At 71.5% G+C, this 21,320-nt stretch carries 17 protein-coding genes; 5 read left to right on the top strand and 12 right to left on the bottom strand.

Annotated elements, in window-relative coordinates:
* Together PSH25_RS32270 and tmk are read right to left on the bottom strand one after the other, a co-directional pair.
* The coding region (locus PSH25_RS32270) for a DNA polymerase III subunit delta' (protein WP_238662661.1) at positions 1 to 811 on the bottom strand (811 nt) is incomplete at its 3' end.
* Complete coding sequence (tmk, locus tag PSH25_RS32265) at positions 811 to 2,910, bottom strand: dTMP kinase (protein ID WP_308193772.1); 2,100 nt, start codon at positions 2,908 to 2,910, stop codon at positions 811 to 813. The genes PSH25_RS32270 and tmk, both read right to left, overlap by 1 nt.
* 307 nt (positions 2,911 to 3,217) lie before the next feature.
* Between tmk and PSH25_RS32260 the strand changes: the two genes are divergently transcribed.
* Positions 3,218 to 4,426 (top strand): amino acid deaminase/aldolase, encoded by a 1,209-nt coding sequence (locus PSH25_RS32260; RefSeq protein ID WP_238662660.1) that lies wholly within the window; start codon positions 3,218 to 3,220, stop codon positions 4,424 to 4,426.
* A 50-nt stretch (positions 4,427 to 4,476) separates the two neighbouring features.
* On the opposite strand, the gene PSH25_RS32255 is transcribed toward PSH25_RS32260, so the two are convergent.
* On the bottom strand, positions 4,477 to 5,082 hold the full coding sequence (locus tag PSH25_RS32255) for a TetR/AcrR family transcriptional regulator (RefSeq protein WP_238662659.1): 606 nt from the start codon (positions 5,080 to 5,082) through the stop codon (positions 4,477 to 4,479).
* 226 nt (positions 5,083 to 5,308) lie between these two features.
* Here PSH25_RS32255 and PSH25_RS32250 point away from each other — a divergent pair, with 226 nt between their 5' ends.
* Positions 5,309 to 6,625: a D-arabinono-1,4-lactone oxidase gene (locus PSH25_RS32250; protein ID WP_238662658.1), complete on the top strand. Its 1,317-nt coding sequence runs from the start codon at positions 5,309 to 5,311 to the stop codon at positions 6,623 to 6,625.
* 37 nt (positions 6,626 to 6,662) lie between these two features.
* Here PSH25_RS32250 and PSH25_RS32245 read toward each other — a convergent pair whose 3' ends face one another.
* From PSH25_RS32245 to PSH25_RS32205, 9 genes are all read right to left on the bottom strand, one after another.
* Positions 6,663 to 7,763 (bottom strand): SGNH/GDSL hydrolase family protein, encoded by a 1,101-nt coding sequence (locus PSH25_RS32245; RefSeq protein WP_238662657.1) that lies wholly within the window; start codon positions 7,761 to 7,763, stop codon positions 6,663 to 6,665.
* Positions 7,760 to 8,059: a hypothetical protein gene (locus tag PSH25_RS32240; RefSeq protein WP_238662656.1), complete on the bottom strand. Its 300-nt coding sequence runs from the start codon at positions 8,057 to 8,059 to the stop codon at positions 7,760 to 7,762. The genes PSH25_RS32245 and PSH25_RS32240 overlap by 4 nt, the downstream gene beginning before the upstream one ends.
* The gene (locus PSH25_RS32235) at positions 8,056 to 8,679 is read right to left on the bottom strand and encodes a TetR/AcrR family transcriptional regulator (RefSeq protein WP_238662655.1); all 624 of its coding nucleotides are present in this window, start codon (positions 8,677 to 8,679) and stop codon (positions 8,056 to 8,058) included. Before PSH25_RS32235 ends, PSH25_RS32240 begins: the two co-directional genes overlap by 4 nt.
* 195 nt (positions 8,680 to 8,874) lie before the next feature.
* Entirely contained in the window at positions 8,875 to 11,706 is a 2,832-nt protein-coding gene (topA, locus tag PSH25_RS32230) for a type I DNA topoisomerase (protein WP_238662654.1), read from the bottom strand.
* A 444-nt stretch (positions 11,707 to 12,150) separates the two neighbouring features.
* Entirely contained in the window at positions 12,151 to 12,927 is a 777-nt protein-coding gene (locus PSH25_RS32225) for a hypothetical protein (RefSeq protein WP_238662653.1), read from the bottom strand.
* Positions 12,918 to 13,457: a hypothetical protein gene (locus tag PSH25_RS32220; protein ID WP_238662652.1), complete on the bottom strand. Its 540-nt coding sequence runs from the start codon at positions 13,455 to 13,457 to the stop codon at positions 12,918 to 12,920. The genes PSH25_RS32225 and PSH25_RS32220 overlap by 10 nt, the downstream gene beginning before the upstream one ends.
* 104 nt (positions 13,458 to 13,561) lie before the next feature.
* Complete coding sequence (locus tag PSH25_RS32215) at positions 13,562 to 15,922, bottom strand: sodium-translocating pyrophosphatase (protein ID WP_238662651.1); 2,361 nt, start codon at positions 15,920 to 15,922, stop codon at positions 13,562 to 13,564.
* Between the two features lie 316 nt (positions 15,923 to 16,238).
* A complete protein-coding gene (locus PSH25_RS32210) occupies positions 16,239 to 16,676 on the bottom strand; it encodes an ATP-binding protein (RefSeq protein WP_030334228.1) in 438 nt (145 codons plus the stop codon).
* The gene (locus PSH25_RS32205) at positions 16,673 to 17,029 is read right to left on the bottom strand and encodes an STAS domain-containing protein (RefSeq protein WP_238662650.1); all 357 of its coding nucleotides are present in this window, start codon (positions 17,027 to 17,029) and stop codon (positions 16,673 to 16,675) included. Before PSH25_RS32205 ends, PSH25_RS32210 begins: the two co-directional genes overlap by 4 nt.
* Before the next feature lie 188 nt (positions 17,030 to 17,217).
* Between PSH25_RS32205 and PSH25_RS32200 the strand changes: the two genes are divergently transcribed.
* From PSH25_RS32200 to PSH25_RS32190, 3 genes are all read left to right on the top strand, one after another.
* Positions 17,218 to 19,707 (top strand): DEAD/DEAH box helicase, encoded by a 2,490-nt coding sequence (locus PSH25_RS32200; RefSeq protein WP_274528251.1) that lies wholly within the window; start codon positions 17,218 to 17,220, stop codon positions 19,705 to 19,707.
* Between the two features lie 99 nt (positions 19,708 to 19,806).
* A complete protein-coding gene (locus PSH25_RS32195; RefSeq protein WP_030334221.1) occupies positions 19,807 to 20,016 on the top strand; it encodes a hypothetical protein in 210 nt (69 codons plus the stop codon).
* A gap of 164 nt (positions 20,017 to 20,180) precedes the next feature.
* Positions 20,181 to 20,759: an LURP-one-related family protein gene (locus tag PSH25_RS32190; RefSeq protein WP_196920693.1), complete on the top strand. Its 579-nt coding sequence runs from the start codon at positions 20,181 to 20,183 to the stop codon at positions 20,757 to 20,759.
* The last annotated feature ends 561 nt before the right edge of the window (positions 20,760 to 21,320 follow it).

Genomic DNA, 21,320 nt, shown 5'->3' with positions numbered 1-21,320 from the left:
CACCCGATCTTCGCACTCTTTCCCTCCACGACGCGCTCCCGTTCTCGCGCCGTTTGCGGGCCTCCGGGTCGCGGGCCAGCCGGCGGGCCCGACCCACGTGACCCTGCGCGGCGGCCGCCGCCCACTGCGCCACGTCGGGTGCGATGCCGTCCCGACGAACCAGCACCTCGGCCACCGCGGTGGCCGGCGGCTGCCGCAGGGGTACGACCCGACAGCGCGACCGGATGGTCACCGAGATGTCGTCCGGGTGGGTGGACGGCGCGCAGAGCAGGAAGACCGTCCGCGGTGGGGGTTCCTCGATCGCCTTGAGCAGCGCGTTGCCGGCGGCCTCGGTGAGCCGGTCGGCGTCCTCGATGACCACCACCTGCCAGCGCCCGCCGGACGGGGTGCTGGCCGCGCGGAGCACCAGCGCGCGCATCTCGCCAACGCCGATGGAGAGCCCTTCCGGCACCACCATCCGCACATCGGCGTGGGTGCCGCCCATCGTGGTGTGGCAGCCGGGGCACTCACCGCACCCGGTGCCGTGCACGCACTGGAGTGCGGCGGCGAACGCCCGAGCGGCGACCGAGCGACCGGAGCCGGGCGGCCCGGTGAAGATCCACGCGTGCGTCATCCCGGTGGACGGATCCAGCCCGCCGGTCGCGGCGTCGTCGGCCGCGACCGCGTCACCGCTGGCCGGGACGGCGGCGACCAACGCGGGTGCCCGGTCGGCCGCGCCAGCACGAAGCACGGCGGCTGCCGCGGCGGCGGCGCGACGCAGCTCGACCACCGCCTCGTCCTGACCGACCAGGTCGGCGAAGACGTCCGGCATCAGGTCTTGTGCTCCATCATCACCAGCTCCGCGTCGGATAACTCAGGCTGCACCGAGGTGTCCGGGCCCTGCGCCGGCCGCGGGTGCACGATGCCGCCCGGCTTGCCGAGCATCTCCTCGACCCGCCGGACCACCAGCCGGGTGATCTCCTCGGCCGGCCGGGACGCGTCGAGCACCAGGTAGCGCTTCGGGTCGGCGGCGGCGAGGTCGAGGAACGCGTACCGGACGCGCTCGTGGAAGGCGATCGACTCGGCCTCCAGCCGGTCGGTGCCGGTGTTGCGCGAGGTCACCCGGGACAGGCCGGTGCGCGGCTCGACGTCCAGCAGCACCACCAGGTCGGGCTTGAGCCCACCGGTGGCCCAGGAGGAGAGCCAGGAGACCTCGTCGACAGGGAGTGTCCGCCCGGCGCCCTGGTACGCCAGGGACGAGTCGACGTACCGGTCACTGATCACCACGCCGCCCCGGACCAGCGCGGGCCGGACGACGGTGGCCACGTGGTGCGCCCGGTCAGCGGCGTAGAGCAGCGCCTCGGCGCGCGGGGACGGCGCGTCGTCGCCGGAGGTGTCCAGCACCAGCGACCGGATTCGCCGACCGACGCCGGTGGCCCCCGGCTCGCGGGTGACCACCACTTCGCGGCCGTGGCCGCGCAACCGCTCGGAGAGCGCGGTGAGCTGGGTGGACTTCCCCGCGCCCTCGCCGCCCTCGAACACCACGAAGAGCCCGGCGGAGACGAACGGCTCGGAGGGCATCAGCGGACGGCCCCGGATGGAGCCCCAGAGGTCGGCGAGGACCGGGACGCCCTTCTTGTCGTCCATCTGGCCGAACGCGCTGATCCCGGCGAAGATGCCGGCAGCACCGGCGGCGAGCAGCAGCAGTCGGGTGGAGGAGACGGAGATGCCGAGGTCGGCGATGGTCAGTTTGCGGGAGCCGCCGACACCGACCAACACGCTGCTGAGCCCGATGGCCAGGATCAGCACCAGCCGGGTGCCGATCTGCACCACCGCGAAGACCCGGCCGCGCACCTCGTCGGCCACCTCGCCGCCGAGCAGCGTGGTGCCGGCCAGGAAGGCCATCCCGGCGCCGGCGCCGACCAGCACCGCGCCGACGATCGCCATGGACAGGTGGATGGCGAAGGCGAGGGTCATCACGGCGGCACTGGCCAGCACGATGCTCATGCCGAACCAGCGGCGCCGGGACATCTCCTTGACGATCATCGGGCCGAGCCCGATGCCGAGCGCCAGGCCGACGAAGATGGCACCGAAGAGCAGTGAGAACGCCGCGTCGCCGGCGCCCAGCGAGTTGGCGAAGAACTTGGCCGTGCCGACCACGATGCCGCCGCCGGCGAACGCGCCGAAGATGCCCAGCACCAGGCCACGGACGAGCGGGGTCTGGCCGATGTACTTCCAGCCCTCGGAGAACTGCCGGAACATGCTCTGCTCGGCACGCTCGGCCTCACCGCGTTGCGCCTCGCTGATCTCCTTGATCCCGAATGCCACCACCAGTGCGGTGGCGAGCCGGGAGAAGGAGTTGATCCAGAGCGCGAGTTGGGCCGGCTCGGCCCAGGAGGGCAGGTCGCCGCCGACGGCACCACGGACGCCACGGTCGAGCACGGCAAGGCCGATGGCGGCGGCGACCGGGGTGAGGCCGTACGTAGTGATCAGGGTGAGCTGGTTGGCCGCCTCCAGCCGGGCCCGCGGGATCAGGTTGGGGACCGCGGCCTCCTTGGCCGGGATCCAGAGCAGGGTGAGCGACTCGATCAGGAAGGTGGCGATCAGCGCCCAACCGACCACCAGGCCGCCTGGGGCGCCGCTGAGGGCGTAGAGCGGAATGGAGGCGAAGAGCACGAAGCGCAGCAGGTCGCAGATGACCATCGTCCAGCGCCTGTCGAACCGGTCGGCGAAGACGCCGGCCACCGGGCCGAGCACCAGCGCGGGCAGCAGCCGGATCGCGGTGACCCCGCCGAACGCGGCGCCCTGGGCGGTGCTGCCCTGCACCTGCGAGGCGGCGAACAGGGCGGTGGCCAGCAGGCCGAGCCAGTCACCGAAGGAGGCGGCGCCGAGCACGATCCAGAGCCGGCGGAACGGCCGGATGCGCAGCACGGAGCGGATAGCGGCATAACCGGACGGATCTACCTGACCGCCGTTGGGCTGCTTGGCGGCGTTGCCCGACTGGTCGCTCGAGCGCGACACGCCGGGCGACTCGCCGCTGTTCTGGCTTTCGATGGCCGTACCTCCACGTGCCGGCCCATCGCTGGGCACCTCCGGTGCAACACTCTAGACCCGGTGGGGGCCACCCCCCGGGCGACATTCTCCTGCTCGCTGAGCCTAGGCCGCCGGAGGTACCGACCGCAGCCCGGACGTACGCGAGGGTATTTCGCATTCTCCGTCGGACAGTTAGCGTGCACACGTGGCCATCGAAAGCGACAAACTTCGCGAGCGCCTGGATCGGGCGACTGCCCACCTCGACCCCCCGTACGCGGTGGTCGACCTCACGGCCTTCGACGCCAATTCGGTCGCCCTGGCCGATCGCGCCGCCGGAAAGCCGGTCCGCCTCGCCAGCAAGTCGGTCCGCAGCCGGGCGTTGATCGGCCGGGCTCTCGCGCGGCCCGGCTGGCACGGCGTGATGGCGTTCACCCTGCCCGAGGCGATCTGGCTCGTCCGCGCCGGCGTCAGCGACGACGTGCTGGTCGCGTACCCGAGCGCCGACCGGGCCGCCCTCGCCGAGCTGGGCGCCGACCCGACGCTCGCCGCCGCGATCACCCTGATGATCGACGGCACCGGTCAACTCGACCTCATCGACGCCGTCGGGGCCCCGGGGCAGCGCGCCGAGCTACGGCTCTGCCTGGATCTGGACGCCTCCTGGCGACCGCTGCGCGGTCGGGTGCACGTCGGCGTGCGCCGTTCACCGGTGCACAGTGCGCGGGCGGCCGGCGCGCTCGCCGCCACCGTCGCCGATCGGCCCGGCTTCCGGCTGGTCGGGCTCATGTCGTACGAGGCGCAGATCGCCGGCCTGGGCGACGCGCCGCCGGGCAGGACGCTGCTGGCCGGCGCGATCAGGCTGGCCCAGCGCAGCTCGTACCGCGAGTTGCTGGCCCGCCGTGGTGCCGCGGTCGCCGCGGTACGCGAGCACGCCGACCTGGAGTTCGTCAACGGCGGCGGCACCGGCAGCGTGGCCGCGACCAGCGCCGATCCCGCGGTCACCGAGATCACCGCGGGATCGGGCCTGTACGGGCCGACGCTGTTCGACGCCTACCGCGCCTGGCGGCCCACCCCGGCGGCGTTCTTCGCCTGCGCGGTGGTCCGCCGACCGACGCCGGAGCTGGCGACGGTGCTCGGCGGCGGCTGGATCGCCTCCGGCCCGGCCGCCGACAGTCGACTGCCCCGGCCGTGGCTACCGGCGGGGCTGAAGCTGGTCGGCACCGAGGGAGCCGGCGAGGTGCAGACTCCGCTGTCCGGAGCGGCGGCGGCCGAGCTGCGCGTCGGCGACCGGGTGTGGTTCCGGCACGCCAAGGCAGGTGAGCTGTGTGAACGGGTCAACGAGCTGCACCTGATCGAGGGGGACGCGGTCGTGGCGACCGTCCCCACCTACCGGGGTGAGGGGCAGGCCTTCCTCTGAGACCGGACAGCCGCCCCCACCACCGGCCGAGGCCCGCGCCCCGCGCCGACTCAGGCGGGCTGGGCCGCCTCGGCCTGCTTCCCGGCGGTGGACCGGCCATTGTCCGGGCCGTCGACCTGGCGGTGCAGGTACTCCCGGATCAGTGCCTTCGCCTCCAGCAGCACCCGCTCGTCGCCGTCGGACCTCCGCCGGAACGCGAGCTTGATCAGCGCGTCCGCCGCCTCGACCGCGATCTCCAGCACGAAGCGCAGCTTGGGCACGTCGGTGAGCCCGAAACGCTCGGTGAGCACCCGGGCCAACTGGTCGGCGATCACGCCGTTGTTGTCCCGCTGCTCGTCGAGCAGGTGCAGGTCGACCACGTCGCCGAAGTGCAGGGTACGGAAGCCGGGGACGGTGCGGTGCATCGTGATGTACTCGTCGATGCCCGCGTCGACGCCGTCCCACCAGTGGGTCATCTCGTCGGACGCGAACCGCTCGTCGAGGCGCTGGAGGTAGGACTCCATGGTCCGCAGGGTCAACGCCTGCACGATCGCCCGCTTGTCCGGAAAGAACTGGTAGACCGACCCGATCGCCACCTCGGCCCGTTCGGCGAGCAGGGTGGTGGTCAGCCCCTCGTACCCCACCTCGTCGACGAGTTCGGCGCAGGCATCCAACATGCGCTGTACCCGCGCGACACTTCGACCTTGCACCGGTACGCGGCGCAGCGGCCCGGTCGTGGCGGCTGGTGTGGACACTCTGCGCCACCCCCCTTCGACGGATGAACATATCTCCACGTCACGAGTCCGTGACTACCGGTACAACGAGCGGATCGCAATTGCGGTATTTACCAGCTAGAACGTTCCTGATATGAAGTCAGTTCATATTCATGAATGAGGAGCGCGCATGGTCCGCACCGCACCGCTCGGGGCTGGATGGTCCAACTGGGCCGGGAACCAGCGTGGCAGCGCCAGCGCGATCCTGCGCCCCGGCTCGCCGACGGACGTCGCAGAAGCCGTCCGATCCGCCGCCGCCGACGGCGGTCGGATCCGGGTGACGGGCAGCGGCCACTCGTTCACCGCCGTCGCGCTCGCCGACGACCGTCGGATGGACCTGTCCGACCTGGACACCACGGTCAGCGTGGACGTCGCGCATCGACTGGTCACCGTGCCGGCGGGAATGACCCTGCACGCGCTCAACGGCCTGCTCGCCCGACACGGCCTCGCGCTGCCCAACCTCGGCGACATCGACGCGCAGACCGTCGCCGGGGCGATCTCCACCGGCACCCACGGCACCGGGGCCGGCTACGGCTGCCTCTCCACCTTCGTCGAGGCGATCACCCTGGTCACCGGCACCGGCGAGGTGCTGCGCTGCTCCGCGGACGAGCATCCCGACGTCCTCGCTGCGGCCCGGGTGTCGCTCGGCGCGCTCGGCGTCCTGGTCGAGGTGACCCTGCGCTGCGTGGACGCCTTCGTCCTGCGCGCCCACGAACGCCCGGCCGAGCTGGCCGACGTGCTCGGCGAACTGCCCGAGCTGATCGGCCGGCACGACCACGTCGAGTTCTACTGGTTCCCGTACACGTCCCGGGTCCAGGTCAAGGCCAACGACCGGGTCCCTGCCAACGACCGGCCGCTGTCGCGCTGGCGCGGCTGGGTGGACGACGACTTTTTGTCCAACCGGGTCTTCGCCGGCGCCTGCCGACTCGGCCGGGCCGTGCCCGCGCTGGCCCCGGGCATCAGCGCGGTCTCCGCCCGGGCCCTCACCGAACGCCAGTACACCGGCCGCTCCGACCGGGTCTTCTGCACCCCGCGCCGGGTCCGCTTCGTGGAGATGGAGTACGGCCTGCCCCGCGAGGCGTTGCCGGAGGCGCTCGCCGCGCTCCAGCGGATCGTGGATGGCCTGCCGTTCAAGGTGCTCTTCCCGGTGGAGGTGCGGTTCACCGCCGCCGACGACATCTGGCTGTCGCACGGCTACGGCCGGGACAACGCCTACATCGCCGTGCACCAGTACGTCGGCATGCCGTACGAGCCGTACTTCCGAGCCTTCGAGGAGGTCGCCGCCGGGCTGGGCGGTCGCCCCCACTGGGGCAAGCTGCACTACCGCGACGCCGCCTCGCTGGCCACTGCGTACCCCCGCTTCGCCGACTTCCAGGCCGTCCGCGACCGGCTCGACCCCGACCGCGTCTTCACCAACGACCACCTGACCCACGTCCTCGGGGTCTGACGGCTCCCGTCGGTACCCGCCATCGCGGTGACGAGCGCTAGAGCGCCAGGTCGTCCAGGTTCACCGCGTCGGCCATGGCCTCGGCACCCCTGTCGTTCAGGTGCATACCGTCGCCGCTGTCCAGCGCGGGGTGGATGTGGTCGGGGGCGGACGGGTCCGCGACGGCGCGCGCCACATCGAAGACGCCGTCGAAGGCGTCCGTGGTACGGATCCAGTCGTTCACCTCGCGTCGGGTGGCGAGGCCCGCCGGGGTGCTGATCTCCGGGCCGGCGCCCGCGAACGGTCCGATGGTGGCGGCGACGATCCGCAGTCCGGCGGCGTGGGCACGGTCGGCCAGTGCGCGGAACCCCGTGACGAGGGCGTCGGCGGTGACGGCCGGCTCGCCCAACATGGTCGGCAGACCGAGGTCGTTGATGCCGAAGTGGACCAGGACGTGGGTCAGGGCCGGGATGGAAAGAACGTCACGGTCGAAGCGCTTCAGCGCGTGTTCGCCGACGCCGTCGCGCAACAGACGGTTGCCGGCGATGCCCTGGTTGACCACCCACCCGCGCTTCAGCCGGCGGTTGAGAAAGTCGACCGAGCGACGATTCGCGCTCGTCGTGGTGCCGACCCCTTCGAACCAGGAGTCACCGAAGGCCACGGCGACGGCGCTGTCCCGTGGGGCCAGCACGTCGACGCCGGAGAGGTAGAACCTGGCCTCGACCTGCTCGGCCGCCCCCAATACCGGAGACGTGACGTGATTGCCGGCGGCTATCCGGGCGTCCTCCGCCGGCTTGTGGGAGTAGGTGGCCAGGTCGGTCCGCTCCGGGAAGTAGAGGCTCACGACCAGATCGGTGCCGGCCGTGACGGGAATGCTGACCGGGTCGGTGACGGCTTCTTCGCCCGCCGGCACAACGCCGCGCTCGGCGCCGCCGAAGGTGAGGGCCGCCTGCTGGTCGCCGACGGCGACAGTGGCGGCCCCGATGGTCAACGGAGTGCGGCCGTAGCGGTTCGTCAGGCGTATACGCAGGGCGTCCCCGCCGCCGGCCAGGTGCAGCACCTGACGAACTGTCTGGTCGGCGAAGCGCCGGGGTTGACCGAACTGGAGCTGCTCGTACGGACTGAGCACCCCGGTACGGAAACCGGCGGTCCAGATCATGGCTGGTCCAGGTCGGTCGTGGTGCCCTCCTCGCTGCTGATCACCGAGTCGATCAGAGAGAAGAACGTCTGGATGCCGGGCCGGTTCGCGCCCCGGCGGCGGGACTCGGCGTAGTCCTCGGACGAGCCCCAGAAGACGATGTCCAGCCACTCGTCGGCGGCCACCCGGATCAGTCGCGCGTCGAGGAAGCCGGCACGATCGGCCTGGAAGTCGCGCAGCATCGCCGGCCGCGCGGCCAGCAGAGCGTCCGCGCGCTCGGCGGGGACGCGGAAACGGGTGATCTCGACGGTGGTCATCGTTCCTCGATTCGTTCCGGTTGGGAGCCGTTGACGCCCAGCATCAGCCGGAGCTGGGCCAGGAGGACAGCGCGGAAGTCCGCGGGTGCCGGCGTGGGGTGGTGCTGGACGCGAGAGATGATCAGACCGGCCAGCGCCGAGAGCAGGAGGTCCGTCACCGCCTCGGCGTCGTGGGCCAACGTGAACGCGCCGCGCGCAGCGCCTTCCCGTACGGCGGCCAGGAAGGGCGCCCGGTACCGCTCCTGCACGGTGGCGCTGTAGTCGCGGAGTTCGTCGTCGCGCATCGCGGAGCGCCAGAACTCGACCAGAACCTGCCGGGTGCTCTCCGAGTTGTGCAGGCTGCGGTCGACAAGCGCGACAAGTCGTCGCCACGGATCGGCCTCAGCGGCGGACACCGCCCGCAGGGCCTCCACCTCCCGGTCGGTGAACACCTGCATGGCCTCGATGATCATGTCTTCGCGGGAGCCGAAGTAGGTCTGCAGGGTGCTGATCGCGACACCGCCGGCCGCCGACACGTCCGCGAAGCGGGTGTTCTCGTACCCGCGGCTCGCCAGCACGCCGGCCACGGCATCGAGTACGGCGTCCCGCTTCTCCCCGCCCGCGCGCCTCTTGCGGATCATCTCGACCCCGGCGGGCGCGGCTCACGACTCGTCGGCATGGCCATACGGTACGGCGGTACCGGCGAAACCGCGAAGGCCTCGGCCTCTCGCGTGACCCGGAACACCACAAAATAGATCTTGGACAGTTTCCGTTCAGGCAAGACGGAAACTGTCCAAGATCTGGAGCGTCGGAACAAGCGCCACCCGGCGCGGGGCCTATTCCGTGCTGGTGGCTGCCTTACGCGGGGCGGCCTTCTTCGCCGGAGCCTTCTTCGCCGCCGTCGCCTTGGCCGTGGTGGTCTTCTTCGCGGCCGTGGACTTGCTGGCGGCGGCCGTCTTCTTGGTGGCCGTGGCCTTCTTGGTGGGAGCCTTCTTCGCCGCCGCCTTCTTCTTCGGCGCCGGGCCCTTCGCCCGCTTCTCGGCCAGCATCTCGGATGCTTCCTCGATGGTCAGCGCCTCGGGAGTCTGCCCGCGCCGCAGCGACGCGTTGAACTCCCCGTCGGTGACGTACGGGCCGAACCGGCCGTCCTTGATCACCATCGGCTTCTCGGTGGCCGGGTCCACGCCCATCTCGCGCAACGGCGGTGCCGCGGCCCGCCGTCCACGCGCCTTCGGGGCGGCCAGCAGAGCCAGCGCCTCGTCCAGCGTGACGGTGAACATCTTGTCCTCGGAGTCCAGCGAACGGAACTCCTCACCCTGCTTGACGTACGGGCCGTAGCGACCGTTGTTCGCGAAGACCTCGACGCCGTCCGGCGCGACACCGATCAGCCGGGGAAGGCTGAGCAGCTTGAGCGCCTCCTCCAGGGTCAGCGAGTCCGGGGTCTGCGTACGCAGCAGCGACGACTTCCGCTCGCCGCTGGACACGTACGGGCCGAACCGGCCGGACTTGAGCACGATCGGCTCGCCGGTGGCGGGGTCGTCGCCGAGCTTGCGCTCGCCGCTGCCGCCGAGGAACAGCTCGTGCACCTTCTCCGGGGTCAGCTCGTCCGGGGCCAGGCCCTCGGGGATCGGCGCCCGGTCACCCTGGGTGCCGCCCTCCTCGCCCTCGGCAGCCGGTGCTGGCTGTTCGCCGCCGGGCAGCTTCCGTTGCAGGTACGGCCCGTACCGGCCGACCCGCACGACGACCTCGCGGCCGTCGTCGTCGGTGAAGAGCGGGATGGAGTTGACGCTGCGGGCGTCGATGTCGCTGAGGTTCTCGGTGACCAGCTTCTTGAGCCCGCCGGAACGGGCGATGTCCTGGTCACCGGCGCCGTTGGAGCTGCCGAAGTAGAACGCCGTGAGGAAGTCGACCGCCGCGTGGTCACCGCCGGCGATCTCGTCCAGCTCGTTCTCCATGGTGGCGGTGAAGTCGTAGTCGATCAGGCGCGGGTAGTGCCGCTCCATCAGCCCGATCACCGCGAAGGCCAGGAACGTCGGGATCATCGCCTGGCCGCGCTTGGTGACGTAGCCCCGGTCCTGGATCGTCTGCATGATCGACGCGTAGGTGGACGGGCGGCCGATGCCCAGCTCTTCCAGGGCCTTGACCAGCGAGGCTTCGGTGTAGCGCGACGGCGGCTGGGTGTGGTGGCCCTGCGCGGCCAGCTCGTCGGCGGTCAGCGGCTGGTCCTTGACGAGGGTGGGCAGCCGGCGCTCGGCGTCCTCGGCCTCGGCGTTCTCGTCGTCGCTGGACTCGACGTACGCCCGCAGGAAGCCCGGGTCGGTGATGGTCTTGCCGGTCGCGCCGAAGTCGGCCTCCTCCTGGGAGGTGGAGACCGCCCGGATGCGCACCGACACGCTGGAGCCGACCGCGTCGGTCATCTGCGACGCGATGGTGCGCCGCCAGATCAGCTCGTAGAGCTTGAACTCCTCGGCGGACAGCTCCTTGGCCACCTCGCCCGGGGTACGGAAGTTGTCCCCCGCCGGGCGGATCGCCTCGTGCGCCTCCTGCGCGTTCTTCACCTTGCCGGTGTAGCGACGCGGCTCCGGCGGAACGCTGCGCTCGCCGTACAGCTCGACGATCTGTCGGCGGGCCGCCGAGATGGCGGTCTCCGACAGGTTGACCGAGTCGGTACGCATATAGGTGATGTAGCCGTTCTCGTACAGCCGCTGCGCGGTGCGCATCGTCTGCTGCGAGGACAGGCGCAGCTTGCGGGCCGCCTCCTGCTGGAGGGTCGAGGTGATGAACGGCGCGTACGGGCGACGGCGGTAGGGCTTCTCCTCGACCCGGGTGACGGTGAACGGCCGCCCCTCCAGCCGGGCCGCGAGACCCCGGGCGCCACTCTCGTCGAGGTGCACGACGCCAGCGCCGGCCCGGACGCGACCGGTGGTCGGCTCGAAGTCCTTACCGGTGGCGATCCGGTCGCCGTTCAGGGCGATCAGGGTGGCGTTGAACGCGCGCGGACCCTCACCGGCGTTGGCCACCGCGAGGGTGGCCAGGATGTCCCAGTATTCGGCGGTGCGGAAGGCCATCCGCTGCCGTTCCCGCTCGACCACGATGCGGGTCGCCACGGACTGCACCCGGCCGGCCGAGAGCCGCGGCATGACCTTCTTCCACAGCACCGGGGAGACCTCGTAGCCGTACAGGCGGTCGAGGATCCGGCGGGCCTCCTGGGCGTCGACCAGATCGCGGTCGATCTCCCGGGGGTTGGCCACGGCCGCCTGGATCGCCGGCTTGGTGATCTCGTGGAAGACCATCCGCTTGACCGGCACCTTGGGCTTGAGCGTCTCGACCAGGTGCCAGGCGATCGCCTCGCCCTCGCGGTCCTCATCCGTCGCCAGGAAGATCTCGTCGACCTCCTTGGCCAGCTTCACCAGCTTGCTGATCTGCTGCCTACGGTCGGCGGAGACGACGTAGAGCGCCTGGAAGCCGTTGTCGACGTCCACCCCGAGCCGGGCCCAGGGCTCCTTCTTGTACTTGGCCGGCACGTCGGCGGCGTTGCGCGGCAGGTCGCGGACGTGACCGAAGCTGGCCTCCACGACATACCCCGGGCCAAGGTAGCCCGAGATCGTCTTGGCCTTCGCCGGTGACTCGACGATGACCAGACGGGTGGTTCCAGCGTTGCTTGGCACGTCTCTCCCCGACCTCACTCCTGCTCGTGGCCTGCCGGCGCCCGGACAGCGACCGCTTTCGACCCCGCCGTCGCACCGGCGGTCCGGATGTCCAACGTAACGCGCCGCCCGCGTTTCGGGTTTCGCGGGCCGCAAACCGCTTCAAAGGCGGCGGTCGACGCCGCCCCGCCGCGCTCGGCACTGCCGGACGGCGCCACCGTACACCGTGGGTAGGGCTCGAAGCGGGTCACTGTGACGATGGCGGGCCCACGACCGAGGTCCGACCCGCCCGTTTTCCGCCTGGTTCGACCCGCCGGCTGTCCGGCACCGGACACCCGGCCGCCCCACCCCCGGGCCGCCGCCCAACCCCGTCGATCATGGACTTATGGTGGGCGTTTTAGCCCCGGACACGCAATACGTCCCCCACCACAACCCCATGATCGACCCGGTGAAGGGTGGGGTGGATCAGGTTGGCCAGGCGTGGGGTGGCGTTGCGATTGGCGGTCCGCCGACCAGCTCGGCGAGTCGGGCCAACCGGCGGCGGCCGGTGATCCGGTACGCCGGGCCGCCCTCACCCGGGCCGAGCAGCGTCCCAGCCAACCCCGCCGCGCCGAGCGCCACGCCGATCGACTCCCAACACTCCTGATCGTCGGGACCGAGCCGCAACAGGAAGCCGTCGGGAGGCTCCGGCGTCCCGGCGGCAGCGAGCCACAGCCGCAACCGCCGGCCGGTCAGATGGAAGGCAGCCGGCGGGCGTTTCGTCGTACCGTGCAACCAGGCGGCAGCGAGCGGCTTCAAGACCCGGGTGTACGACGTACGGACGGCGTGTCGCTCGCCCTCGGTCGGCTCCCAGCTCGCCGCCAGCCCGCGCGAGGCCAGTTCGGCGACGAGCACGTGCACCCGCCAGGCGGCGTCCACCTGCACCGAGAGACGGGCGGTGCCGCCCATCCGGACCACCTCACCCGGCCCGGCGAGTAGCCCAGCCAGGTCGGCGACGGTCGGTTCGGCCGCATCCGCGCCGAAGAAGACAAGTTGCCGGCCCTCGTCGCCAGTCCGGGGCGGGCCGGTCTGAGCCGAGCCGTTCTGCGGCGGGCCGTCGTGGGACGGGCCGCCTTGCGACGAGCCGTTCTGCGGCGCGCCGCCGCGGCGTCGCCCGGGGGTGGGCGTGTCGGACTCGGGCGCCGGAAACAGCGCCGGGGGCGGCTGCGCCTTCCCGGTGTCACCGAGCCCGCTCAGCGACACTCCGGCACCTCGTCGAATGCCTGTTTCAACTCCTCGGAGTTGAGTTTGCTGGTGTCCAGCGCGCTGGCGTCGTACTCCTTGTTGAGGGTCTCCACGGCGGCCCGCACGCCGTCGTAGAAGGCGGTCGGCTCGCCGGTGCCCAGGCCGTCGATGGTGTCCCGGGCGCGACCGTACGCGTCCCGCATCTTCCCCAGCGAGCTGCGGAAGCCCGCAGAGATGGCCTCGCCGTTGTCGGCCTCCGGGATGCCCGCCTTCTCCACCTTGCGGCGCGCGGCCTCGCTGGCCTGCTCCGCCCCGTCGAAGAGCCGCACCAGGTTCTCCTTGGCCTGCGCCGGCGTGGTCTGCGCGGTCATCTGCTCATCGGTGCTGCTGGTCAGCTTGTTGATCTCGGAGCGCCACGGGGTGAGGGCGCCGCAGACCGAGGCCGCCCAGGCCCGTGGGCTGGGACCCCCGCCGCAGCCGGCCAGGACGACGATCGTGGCCAGGACCACCGTGAGCTTTCCGGCGGCAGACGCCCGGCACGTACGCATGCGTTGCAGCGTACGGCCTTTGGCCAGGTGTGGCACCGGGCCGGACGGCCGGGGTCCCCGGTCGACGGGCTACGTCGACCGGGGACCCCGGGGGCCGTCCTGGGTCAGGCGTTGACCGTCTCCGGACGGTGATCGGTGCTGCCCGCGCCGGTGTTGCCATCGGCGTCCGAGTCGGACATCGCGATGCCCTTGCGCTTGCTGAACACCACCGACGCCACGATGATCAGCGTCGCGACCAGGGCGATGCCGACCCGCAGGCCGACGTTGCGCTCGTCGCCGACGCTCCAGGCCACCACGGCGGGAGCGATCAGCAGCGAGACCAGGTTCATCACCTTGATCAGCGGGTTGATCGCCGGGCCGGCGGTGTCCTTGAACGGGTCACCGACGGTGTCGCCGATGACCGTGGCGGCGTGCGCCTCGGAGCCCTTGCCGCCGTACGCGCCGTCCTCGACCAGCTTCTTGGCGTTGTCCCAGGCCCCACCGGAGTTGGACAGGAACACCGCCATCAGGGTGCCGGCACCGATCGCACCGGCCAGGTACGCCGCGAGCGCGCCGGGCCCGAGGCCGAAGCCGACCGCGATCGGCGCCAGGATGGCGAGCAGGCCGGGGGTCATCAGCTCGCGCTGCGCGTCCCGGGTGCAGATGTCGACGACCTTGCCGTACTCCGGGCGCTGGGTGCCGTCCATGATGCCGGGCAGCTCACGGAACTGCCGGCGGACCTCCATCACCACGGCACCCGCCGAGCGGGACACCGCGTTGATGGCCAGCCCGGAGAAGAGGAACACCACGGCCGCGCCGATGATCAGGCCGACCAGGTTGCGCGGGTTCGCCACGTTCAGCGCGTTGAGGATCTCGTTGCCGACGTCGCCCACGCCAGCCGTCGCGTACGCGCTGCTGAGCGTGTCGGTGTACGAGCCGAACAGCGCGGTCGCGGCGAGCACCGCCGTGGCGATCGCGATGCCCTTGGTGATCGCCTTGGTGGTGTTGCCGACCGCGTCCAGCTCGGTCAGCACCCGAGCGCCGTGCTCGTCGATGTCGCCGGACATCTCGGCGATGCCCTGGGCGTTGTCGGAGATCGGCCCGAAGGTGTCCATCGCGACGATCACGCCGACCGTGGTGAGCAGGCCGGTGCCGGCCAGCGCCACCGCGAACAGCGAGAGCGTGATGGAGCTGCCGCCGAGGAGGAAGGCGCCGAAGACGCCGGCGCCGATCAGCAGCGCCGAGTAGACCGCCGACTCCAGACCGATGCTGATGCCGGCCAGGATCACGGTCGCCGCACCGGTCTGCGAGCTCTTGCCGATGTCCTGCACCGGTCGCCGGTTGGTCTCGGTGAAGTAGCCGGTCAGCGCCTGGATCGCGGCGGCCAGCACGATGCCGATCACGACCGCGCCGATGGCCACCAGCCGCGGGTTGCCGGAGGCGTCGGTGAGGCCACTGTCGAACTCGCCGAAGGTCGCCGGCAGGTACGCGTAGGCGGCGATCGCCACCAGCACCGCGGAGAGCACCGCCGACAGGTAGAAGGCCCGGTTGATCGCGGTCAGGCCGTTACGGTCGGACGCGCGCAGCCGGGTGATGAAGACGCCGACGATCGCGATCAGCACACCGATGGTGGAGATGATCAGCGGGAAGACCAGGCCCTGCTCGCCGAACGCGGCGCGGCCGAGGATCAGCGCGGCAACAAGCGTCACCGCGTACGACTCGAACAGGTCGGCGGCCATGCCGGCGCAGTCACCGACGTTGTCGCCCACGTTGTCGGCGATGGTGGCGGCGTTGCGCGGGTCGTCCTCGGGGATGCCCTGCTCGACCTTGCCGACCAGGTCGGCGCCGACGTCGGCGGCCTTGGTGAAGATGCCGCCGCCGACCCGCATGAACATCGCGAGCAGCGCGGCGCCGAAGCCGAAGCCCTCCAGCACGGTGGGCGCGTCACCCCGGTAGACGAGGACGACAAGCGCCGCACCGAAGAGGCCGAGGCCGACGGTGAGGAAGCCGACGACGCCGCCGGTCCGGAAAGCGATCTTCATGGCCGCCTCGCGGCCACCTGCCCGCTCCCTCGCGGCGGCGGCCACGCGCAGGTTGGCCCTGGTGGCCAGCCACATGCCGGCGCCGCCGATGAACGCGCTGAACAGGGCACCCACCACGAAGAACAGCGAGCGGCCGATCTTCACAGCCAGCTCACTGCCGTCGGTGTCGTGCACCGGCAGCAGGAAGAGCAGCACGACGGCGACGACGACGAAGATCGCCAGGGTGCGGAATTGACGGAGCAGGTAGGCGGAGGCGCCCTCCTGGACCGCCCCCGAGATCTCCTGCATTTTCTCGGTGCCCTTACCAGCGGCCAGCACCGTTTTTGTCAGGGCGGCAGCGAAACCGAGCGCCACCAGCGCGACAACCGCGGCGATGACGACGTAGGTCACATTGCTTCCGGTAAGGGAAAGCCCGCCGCCGTCGGCGGCCAAGGTCTCGGACATCTGTGTCCTCCTGTTACCGAACAATCGCGCCGGTGAGTGGAGACGCACTGACCGACGCCTGGATGCGGACTCGCAAGCGCGCGCCAACCCACCAGCGGACCAGCGATGAACACCCATACCCGCTGGCTGCGGGATGGGTCACTTGCTGACAACCCGGGTACTGTAGCCCTCCGCAGTGTTGGAGGTCACAACCAGGTGGCACCGTGTCGCGATGATCTTCGTCGCTGTGTTATGAAACGAAATCTGATATAGGGCCCGATCCATGCAAAGAAGGCCGCATCCCCAGCAGGGGACGCGGCCTACGCAGCGAAACTGGTCAGCGGCCGACCGGCCACACCATCCGCACCTCGGTGCCGATGCCCTCGTCGACCGGGCGCACCTGCAGGTCCTCGACGAAGCCGGCGAGCAGGGCGAAGCCGACGCCGGTGGTCAACGCCTCATCGGTGAGCGACTCGTTGGCCAGCTCGTCCGGCGGCAGCGCGGTCAGACCGATGCCCGCCTCGATCGGCGCCCGGTCCACCACCCGCACGGCGTACGAGCCACCGTCGGACATCTCCACCAGCACCGGGTCGGCCAGGCCGTACTGCCGGTGCAGGGCCACCGCGCGCGTGCACGCCTCACCGATGGCCAGGCGCACCTCGTCCAGCAGGTCCTCCCGGACCCCGGCCCGCCGGGCGACGGCCACGCCGACCAGGCGGGCGGTGCGCACGTGCACCGGGGCGGGCGAGAACGAGAGCTTGACTGTCGCCATCACGCGCCGGCGCCCGCCGAGTCGGCGCTGATCGCCGCGTCGACCGTCGGGTGCAGCGGAAACACCTGGTCCAGTGCGGTGATCCGGAAGATCTTGAGCAGCGGCTCCTTGTCGCAGACCAGGGCGAACGAACCGCCGGCCGAGCGGAGCCGCTTGAGCGCGCCGACCAGCACGCCCAACCCGGTGGAGTCGAGGAAATCCACCCGACCGAGGTCGACCACCACGTGACGAGCACCACCGTCGATCAGTTCGAGGAGTCGTTCACGGAGCCGGGGCGCGGTGTAGACGTCCACCTCACCACCGACCTCGAGCACCGTGTGCTCGCCCACGGTGCGGGCCGCCAGTGACAGCTCCATCGGTCCTCCTCGCCAGAGCCGTAAACTCTCGTGGGCATCTAACCACTACCGCCGGGACGGCCTGCGGACGCCAGCGGAGGCTACCCCTTACCCCGGTGTCCGACTTTTCATCTCCGAACACCAGTGCGAGAGTGCAGGGCGTGACCTCCAACGACTTCAGCTCGGCGCGCGGCACGCCGCGCCACGACCTGGAGTCGTCGTCCGCGGCCACCGTATCCGCTGGTCCCGGCCCCGGGCCAGCGCCGGTCGACCTGCTGCGCCGGCTACGCGCCCGGGGCGCCGCCGACCCGGTCACCCACGTCGAGCGGGTGCCGGCCCGCGCCGGGGTGCCCGCGCCGTGGCCGTCGTGGGCACCGACGGAACTACGCGCGGCGTTCGCCCGGCGCGGCGTGGTCGCGCCCTGGAAGCACCAGGCCGAGGCGGCCAACCTGGCGTACGAGGGCCAGCACGTCGTCGTCGCCACCGGCACCGCGTCCGGCAAGTCACTGGCGTACCAACTGCCGGCCCTGGCCACCCTGCTCGCCGACCCCCGGGCCACCGTGCTCTACCTGGCACCGACCAAGGCGCTCGCCGCGGACCAGTTACGCGCCGTCGCCGCGCTGGAGCTGGAGGGGGTACGCCCCGCCTGCTACGACGGGGACACTCCGCGCACCGAACGGGAGTGGATCCGCCGGCACTCCCGGTTCGTGCTGACCAACCCCGACATGCTGCACCACGGCATCCTGCCCGGGCACGCCCAGTGGTCCGGCTTCCTGCGCCGACTCGCGTACGTGGTGATCGACGAGTGCCACACCTACCGGGGCGTGTTCGGCTCGCACGTCGCGCACGTGCTGCGTCGGCTGCGTCGGCAGTGCGCCCGGTTCGGGGCCACCCCGGTGTTCGTGCTGGCCTCGGCCACCTCCGGCGACCCGGCCACCGCCACCGGACGGCTGACCGGCCTGCCGGTGACGGCGGTCACCGAGGACGCCTCCCCCCGCGGCGGGGTGACCTTCGCGCTCTGGGAACCGCCGCTGCTGCCACCCGACTCGTCGGCCTCTCCCCCGGCGCCCCCGCACCCGACCGGCGACGGCTCCTCACCTCCGGCGCCGCGGCAGCCGACCGGCGACGGCTCCTCACCTCCGGCACCCCCGCAGGCGACGGGCGACGGCTCCTCACCTCCGGCGCCCTCGCAGGCGACGGGCGACCATGACGAGCTTCGCCAGGTCCGCCGGTCGGCGCTGCGCGAGACCGCGGACCTGCTCGCCGACACGGTCGCCGAGGGGGTACGCACCCTCGCGTTCGTCCGCTCCCGCAAGGGCGCCGAGGTGGTGGCCGCCAACGCGCGTCGGACCCTGGACGACGCGGTGCCGGGGCTCGGCGACCGGGTGGCCGCCTACCGGGGCGGTTACCTGCGGGAGGAGCGGCGCGAGCTGGAACGGGCCCTCCTGCACGGCGACCTGCTCGGCCTGGCCTCCACCAACGCGCTGGAGCTGGGCGTGGACCTGGTCGGGCTCGACGCGGTGCTGATCTGCGGCTACCCGGGCACCCGGGCGTCGCTGTGGCAGCAGGCGGGCCGTGCCGGGCGTTCCGGGCAGGAGGCCCTCGCGGTGCTGGTGGCCCGGGACGACCCCCTGGACACCTACCTGGTGCACCACCCGGAGGCGATCTTCGGCGCGCCGGTGGAGGCGACGGTGCTCGACCCGGCCAACCCGTACGTGCTGGCACCGCAGCTCGCCTGCGCCGCGGCGGAGGCGCCGCTCACCCCGGCCGACCTGGCGCTCTTCGGCGAGGGGGCGAAGGAGGCGGTGGACGAGCTGGTCGCGGCGGGGGCGCTGCGGCAACGGCCCACCGGCTGGTACTGGCGGCACCGGGAGCGGCCCGAGGTGGACCTGCGCGGCGAGGGCGGCGCCCCGGTCGCCGTGGTGGAGTCGTCGACCGGCCGGCTGCTCGGCACTGTCGACGGCGGCTCGTCACACTTCCTGCTGCACTCCGGCGCGGTCTACCTGCACCAGGGCGTCTCGTACGTGGTCGACCAACTGGACCTGGCCGACGGTTGCGCGCTGGTGCGCGCCGAGGAGCCGGACTGGTCCACCCACGCCCGGGACGTCACCGACCTGTCCGTGGTGTCGGTGCGCTCCTACGTGGACGCCGGGCCGGTCGGCATGTTCCTGGGTGAGGTGGATGTGACCAGCCAGGTGGTGTCGTACCAGCGGCGGCGGATCGCCACCGGCGAGGTGATCGACACCCGGCCGCTGGACCTGCCCACCCGGGAGCTGCGCACGGTCGCGGTCTGGTTCACGCTGTCACCGCAGTCGTTGGCCCTCGCCGGGGTTCAGCCGGCCGACGTGCCGGGTGCGCTGCACGCCGCCGAACACGCCGCGATCGGCCTGCTGCCGCTGATCGCCACCTGCGACCGGTGGGACATCGGCGGGCTCTCCACCGCGCTGCACCCGGACACCGAGGCGCCGACCGTCTTCGTCTACGACGGGCATCCGGGCGGCGCCGGGTTCGCCGAGCGGGCGTACGGGACGGCGGCGGCGTGGCTGCGCGCCACCCGGGACGCGATCGCGGAGTGCGGCTGCGAGACCGGCTGCCCGTCGTGCGTGCAGTCACCGAAATGCGGCAACGGCAACAACCCCCTCTCCAAGCCGGACGCGATCCGGGTGCTCGACGTGGTGCTGACGAACCTGCCGGCCTGAGCGGCTTGCATGAATCGGCCTGGCACGGGGCACAATGGTGTGGGAGCGCTTCCATCGATGCCTATGTTGCTGATCGCCCCCCGTGCCCGAGGAGAAGCTGTGGCCGACACCATCGCCGAGACCGTCGACCTGCTCTACACCATCGACCAGGACAATCTCACCCTCGACCAGCAAATCGCGCTGGGGTCGGCACTGGCCGCCCTGGCCCAGGCGGAACGGCTGGAACAGATCAACGAGCGGCTGCGCGGCATCCACCAGGTTCTCAACACCTGGGCGCTGCGAGCCGCGACCTCCGTCGACAGTCGCTGAGGTCTCCCGGAGTGATCCTGCCAGGGCACCAGTGATCACTCCGGGCTGGGTAGTCGTCCGACGGCCTCGACGGCTACCCAGCAGCAACTGATCATGGATAGCAGGGGGCGCGACGCTTGTCGGGCTGTGCGAGACTCCGGCGCACCAACCCCAGAGGAGTTCACATGCAGCTCGACAACTTGCAGGGCCAGCACCAGTTCCACATCCGCCAGCGACTGCGCATGATGGTCAACCAGTACGAGGTCCGGGCGGTCTCCCCGGACGGCACCGAGGGTGAGCTGCTGGCGTTCGCGCAGCAGAAGCGGCTCGCCTTCAAGGAGCAGGTGACCATCTACACGGACGACTCCAAGCAGCAGCCGTTGCTCGGCTTCAAGGCCCGCCAGCGCATCGACCTCGGCGCCACGTACGACGTCACCGACGCGGCCGGCAACCCGATCGGCCTGTTCCGCAAGGACTTCGCCCAGTCGCTGCTGCGATCCACCTGGCACGTCGAGCAGGCCGGCCTGCCGCAGGTGACGGGCCAGGAGCGAAGCATGCCGGTGGCACTGCTGCGTCGATTCGTCGACTCGCTGTCCTGGCTGCCGTACCACTTCGACTTCACCGCGGGTGGCCAGCCGGTCTTCACCGTGGTCAAGAAGTGGGGCCTGCGCGACAAGTACATCGTCGAGGTGCAGAACCCGCAGATCGACCGCCGCCTGGTCATCGCGATGGCCGTCGCCCTCGACGCGCTCCAGGCCCGCTGACACATCCGGCCCGGACCAGGGCGGCGCGGTGACCCTCCACGGTCGCCGTCGCGGCCACCCACCCACTCCTCGGCTGCCGGCCGGGACCTGGACCTCGACCAGTCCCGGCCGGCAAACCGTCGGCACCTCACCTTCCGGGCGACAGGGCTTTGGACCGCACCTCCGGGCGGCACGCCCCCAGACCGCACCTCCGGGCGACACGCCCCCAGACCGCACCTCCAGACGGCACGCCGCTGGTGACTCAACCCCCTGACGCGGTTCCCTCCCCCTTTGGAGCTGATGTCGTAGACGCATCACGCCAGATGTCGCAAACGATTCAGCTCCACAGGGCCGATCAATCCCACCAGGGCCCTGGCCCTGGCTCCTTCAGCCGCGCACCGGACCCGTACCGCGTCGCTTGACGCCGCGACGGGTCAGGCCGGACGATCACACAGGCCGCGCACCGTGCTCTCGCAGCGCCTGCCCCGGGCCGCCCCCCGCTCCAGCCGACCCCGATCCGGCCGACCCCCGATCCGGCCGACCCCCGCTCCAGCCGACCCCGATCCGGCCGACCCCCGCTCC

The sequence above is a fragment of the Micromonospora foliorum genome, from assembly GCF_022229015.1.
Classification (GTDB): Bacteria; Actinomycetota; Actinomycetes; order Mycobacteriales; family Micromonosporaceae; genus Micromonospora; species Micromonospora foliorum.
The sequence above is the reverse complement of the archived record's forward strand: the minus strand, read 5'-3'. Positions and strand labels throughout refer to the sequence as shown.

Bases quoted from the DNA above. Each gene is read 5' to 3' on its own strand.
- PSH25_RS32205 (WP_238662650.1), bottom strand. From the start codon at position 17,029: ATGGAGCTGTCACTGGCGGCCCGCACCGTGGGCGAGCACACGGTGCTC.
- PSH25_RS32220 (WP_238662652.1), bottom strand. From the start codon at position 13,457: ATGCGTACGTGCCGGGCGTCTGCCGCCGGAAAGCTCACGGTGGTCCTG.
- PSH25_RS32250 (WP_238662658.1), top strand. From the start codon at position 5,309: ATGGTCCGCACCGCACCGCTCGGGGCTGGATGGTCCAACTGGGCCGGG.
- PSH25_RS32245 (WP_238662657.1), bottom strand. From the start codon at position 7,763: ATGATCTGGACCGCCGGTTTCCGTACCGGGGTGCTCAGTCCGTACGAG.
- PSH25_RS32190 (WP_196920693.1), top strand. From the start codon at position 20,181: ATGCAGCTCGACAACTTGCAGGGCCAGCACCAGTTCCACATCCGCCAG.
- PSH25_RS32240 (WP_238662656.1), bottom strand. From the start codon at position 8,059: ATGACCACCGTCGAGATCACCCGTTTCCGCGTCCCCGCCGAGCGCGCG.
- PSH25_RS32215 (WP_238662651.1), bottom strand. From the start codon at position 15,922: ATGTCCGAGACCTTGGCCGCCGACGGCGGCGGGCTTTCCCTTACCGGA.
- PSH25_RS32235 (WP_238662655.1), bottom strand. From the start codon at position 8,679: ATGATCCGCAAGAGGCGCGCGGGCGGGGAGAAGCGGGACGCCGTACTC.
- PSH25_RS32255 (WP_238662659.1), bottom strand. From the start codon at position 5,082: ATGTTGGATGCCTGCGCCGAACTCGTCGACGAGGTGGGGTACGAGGGG.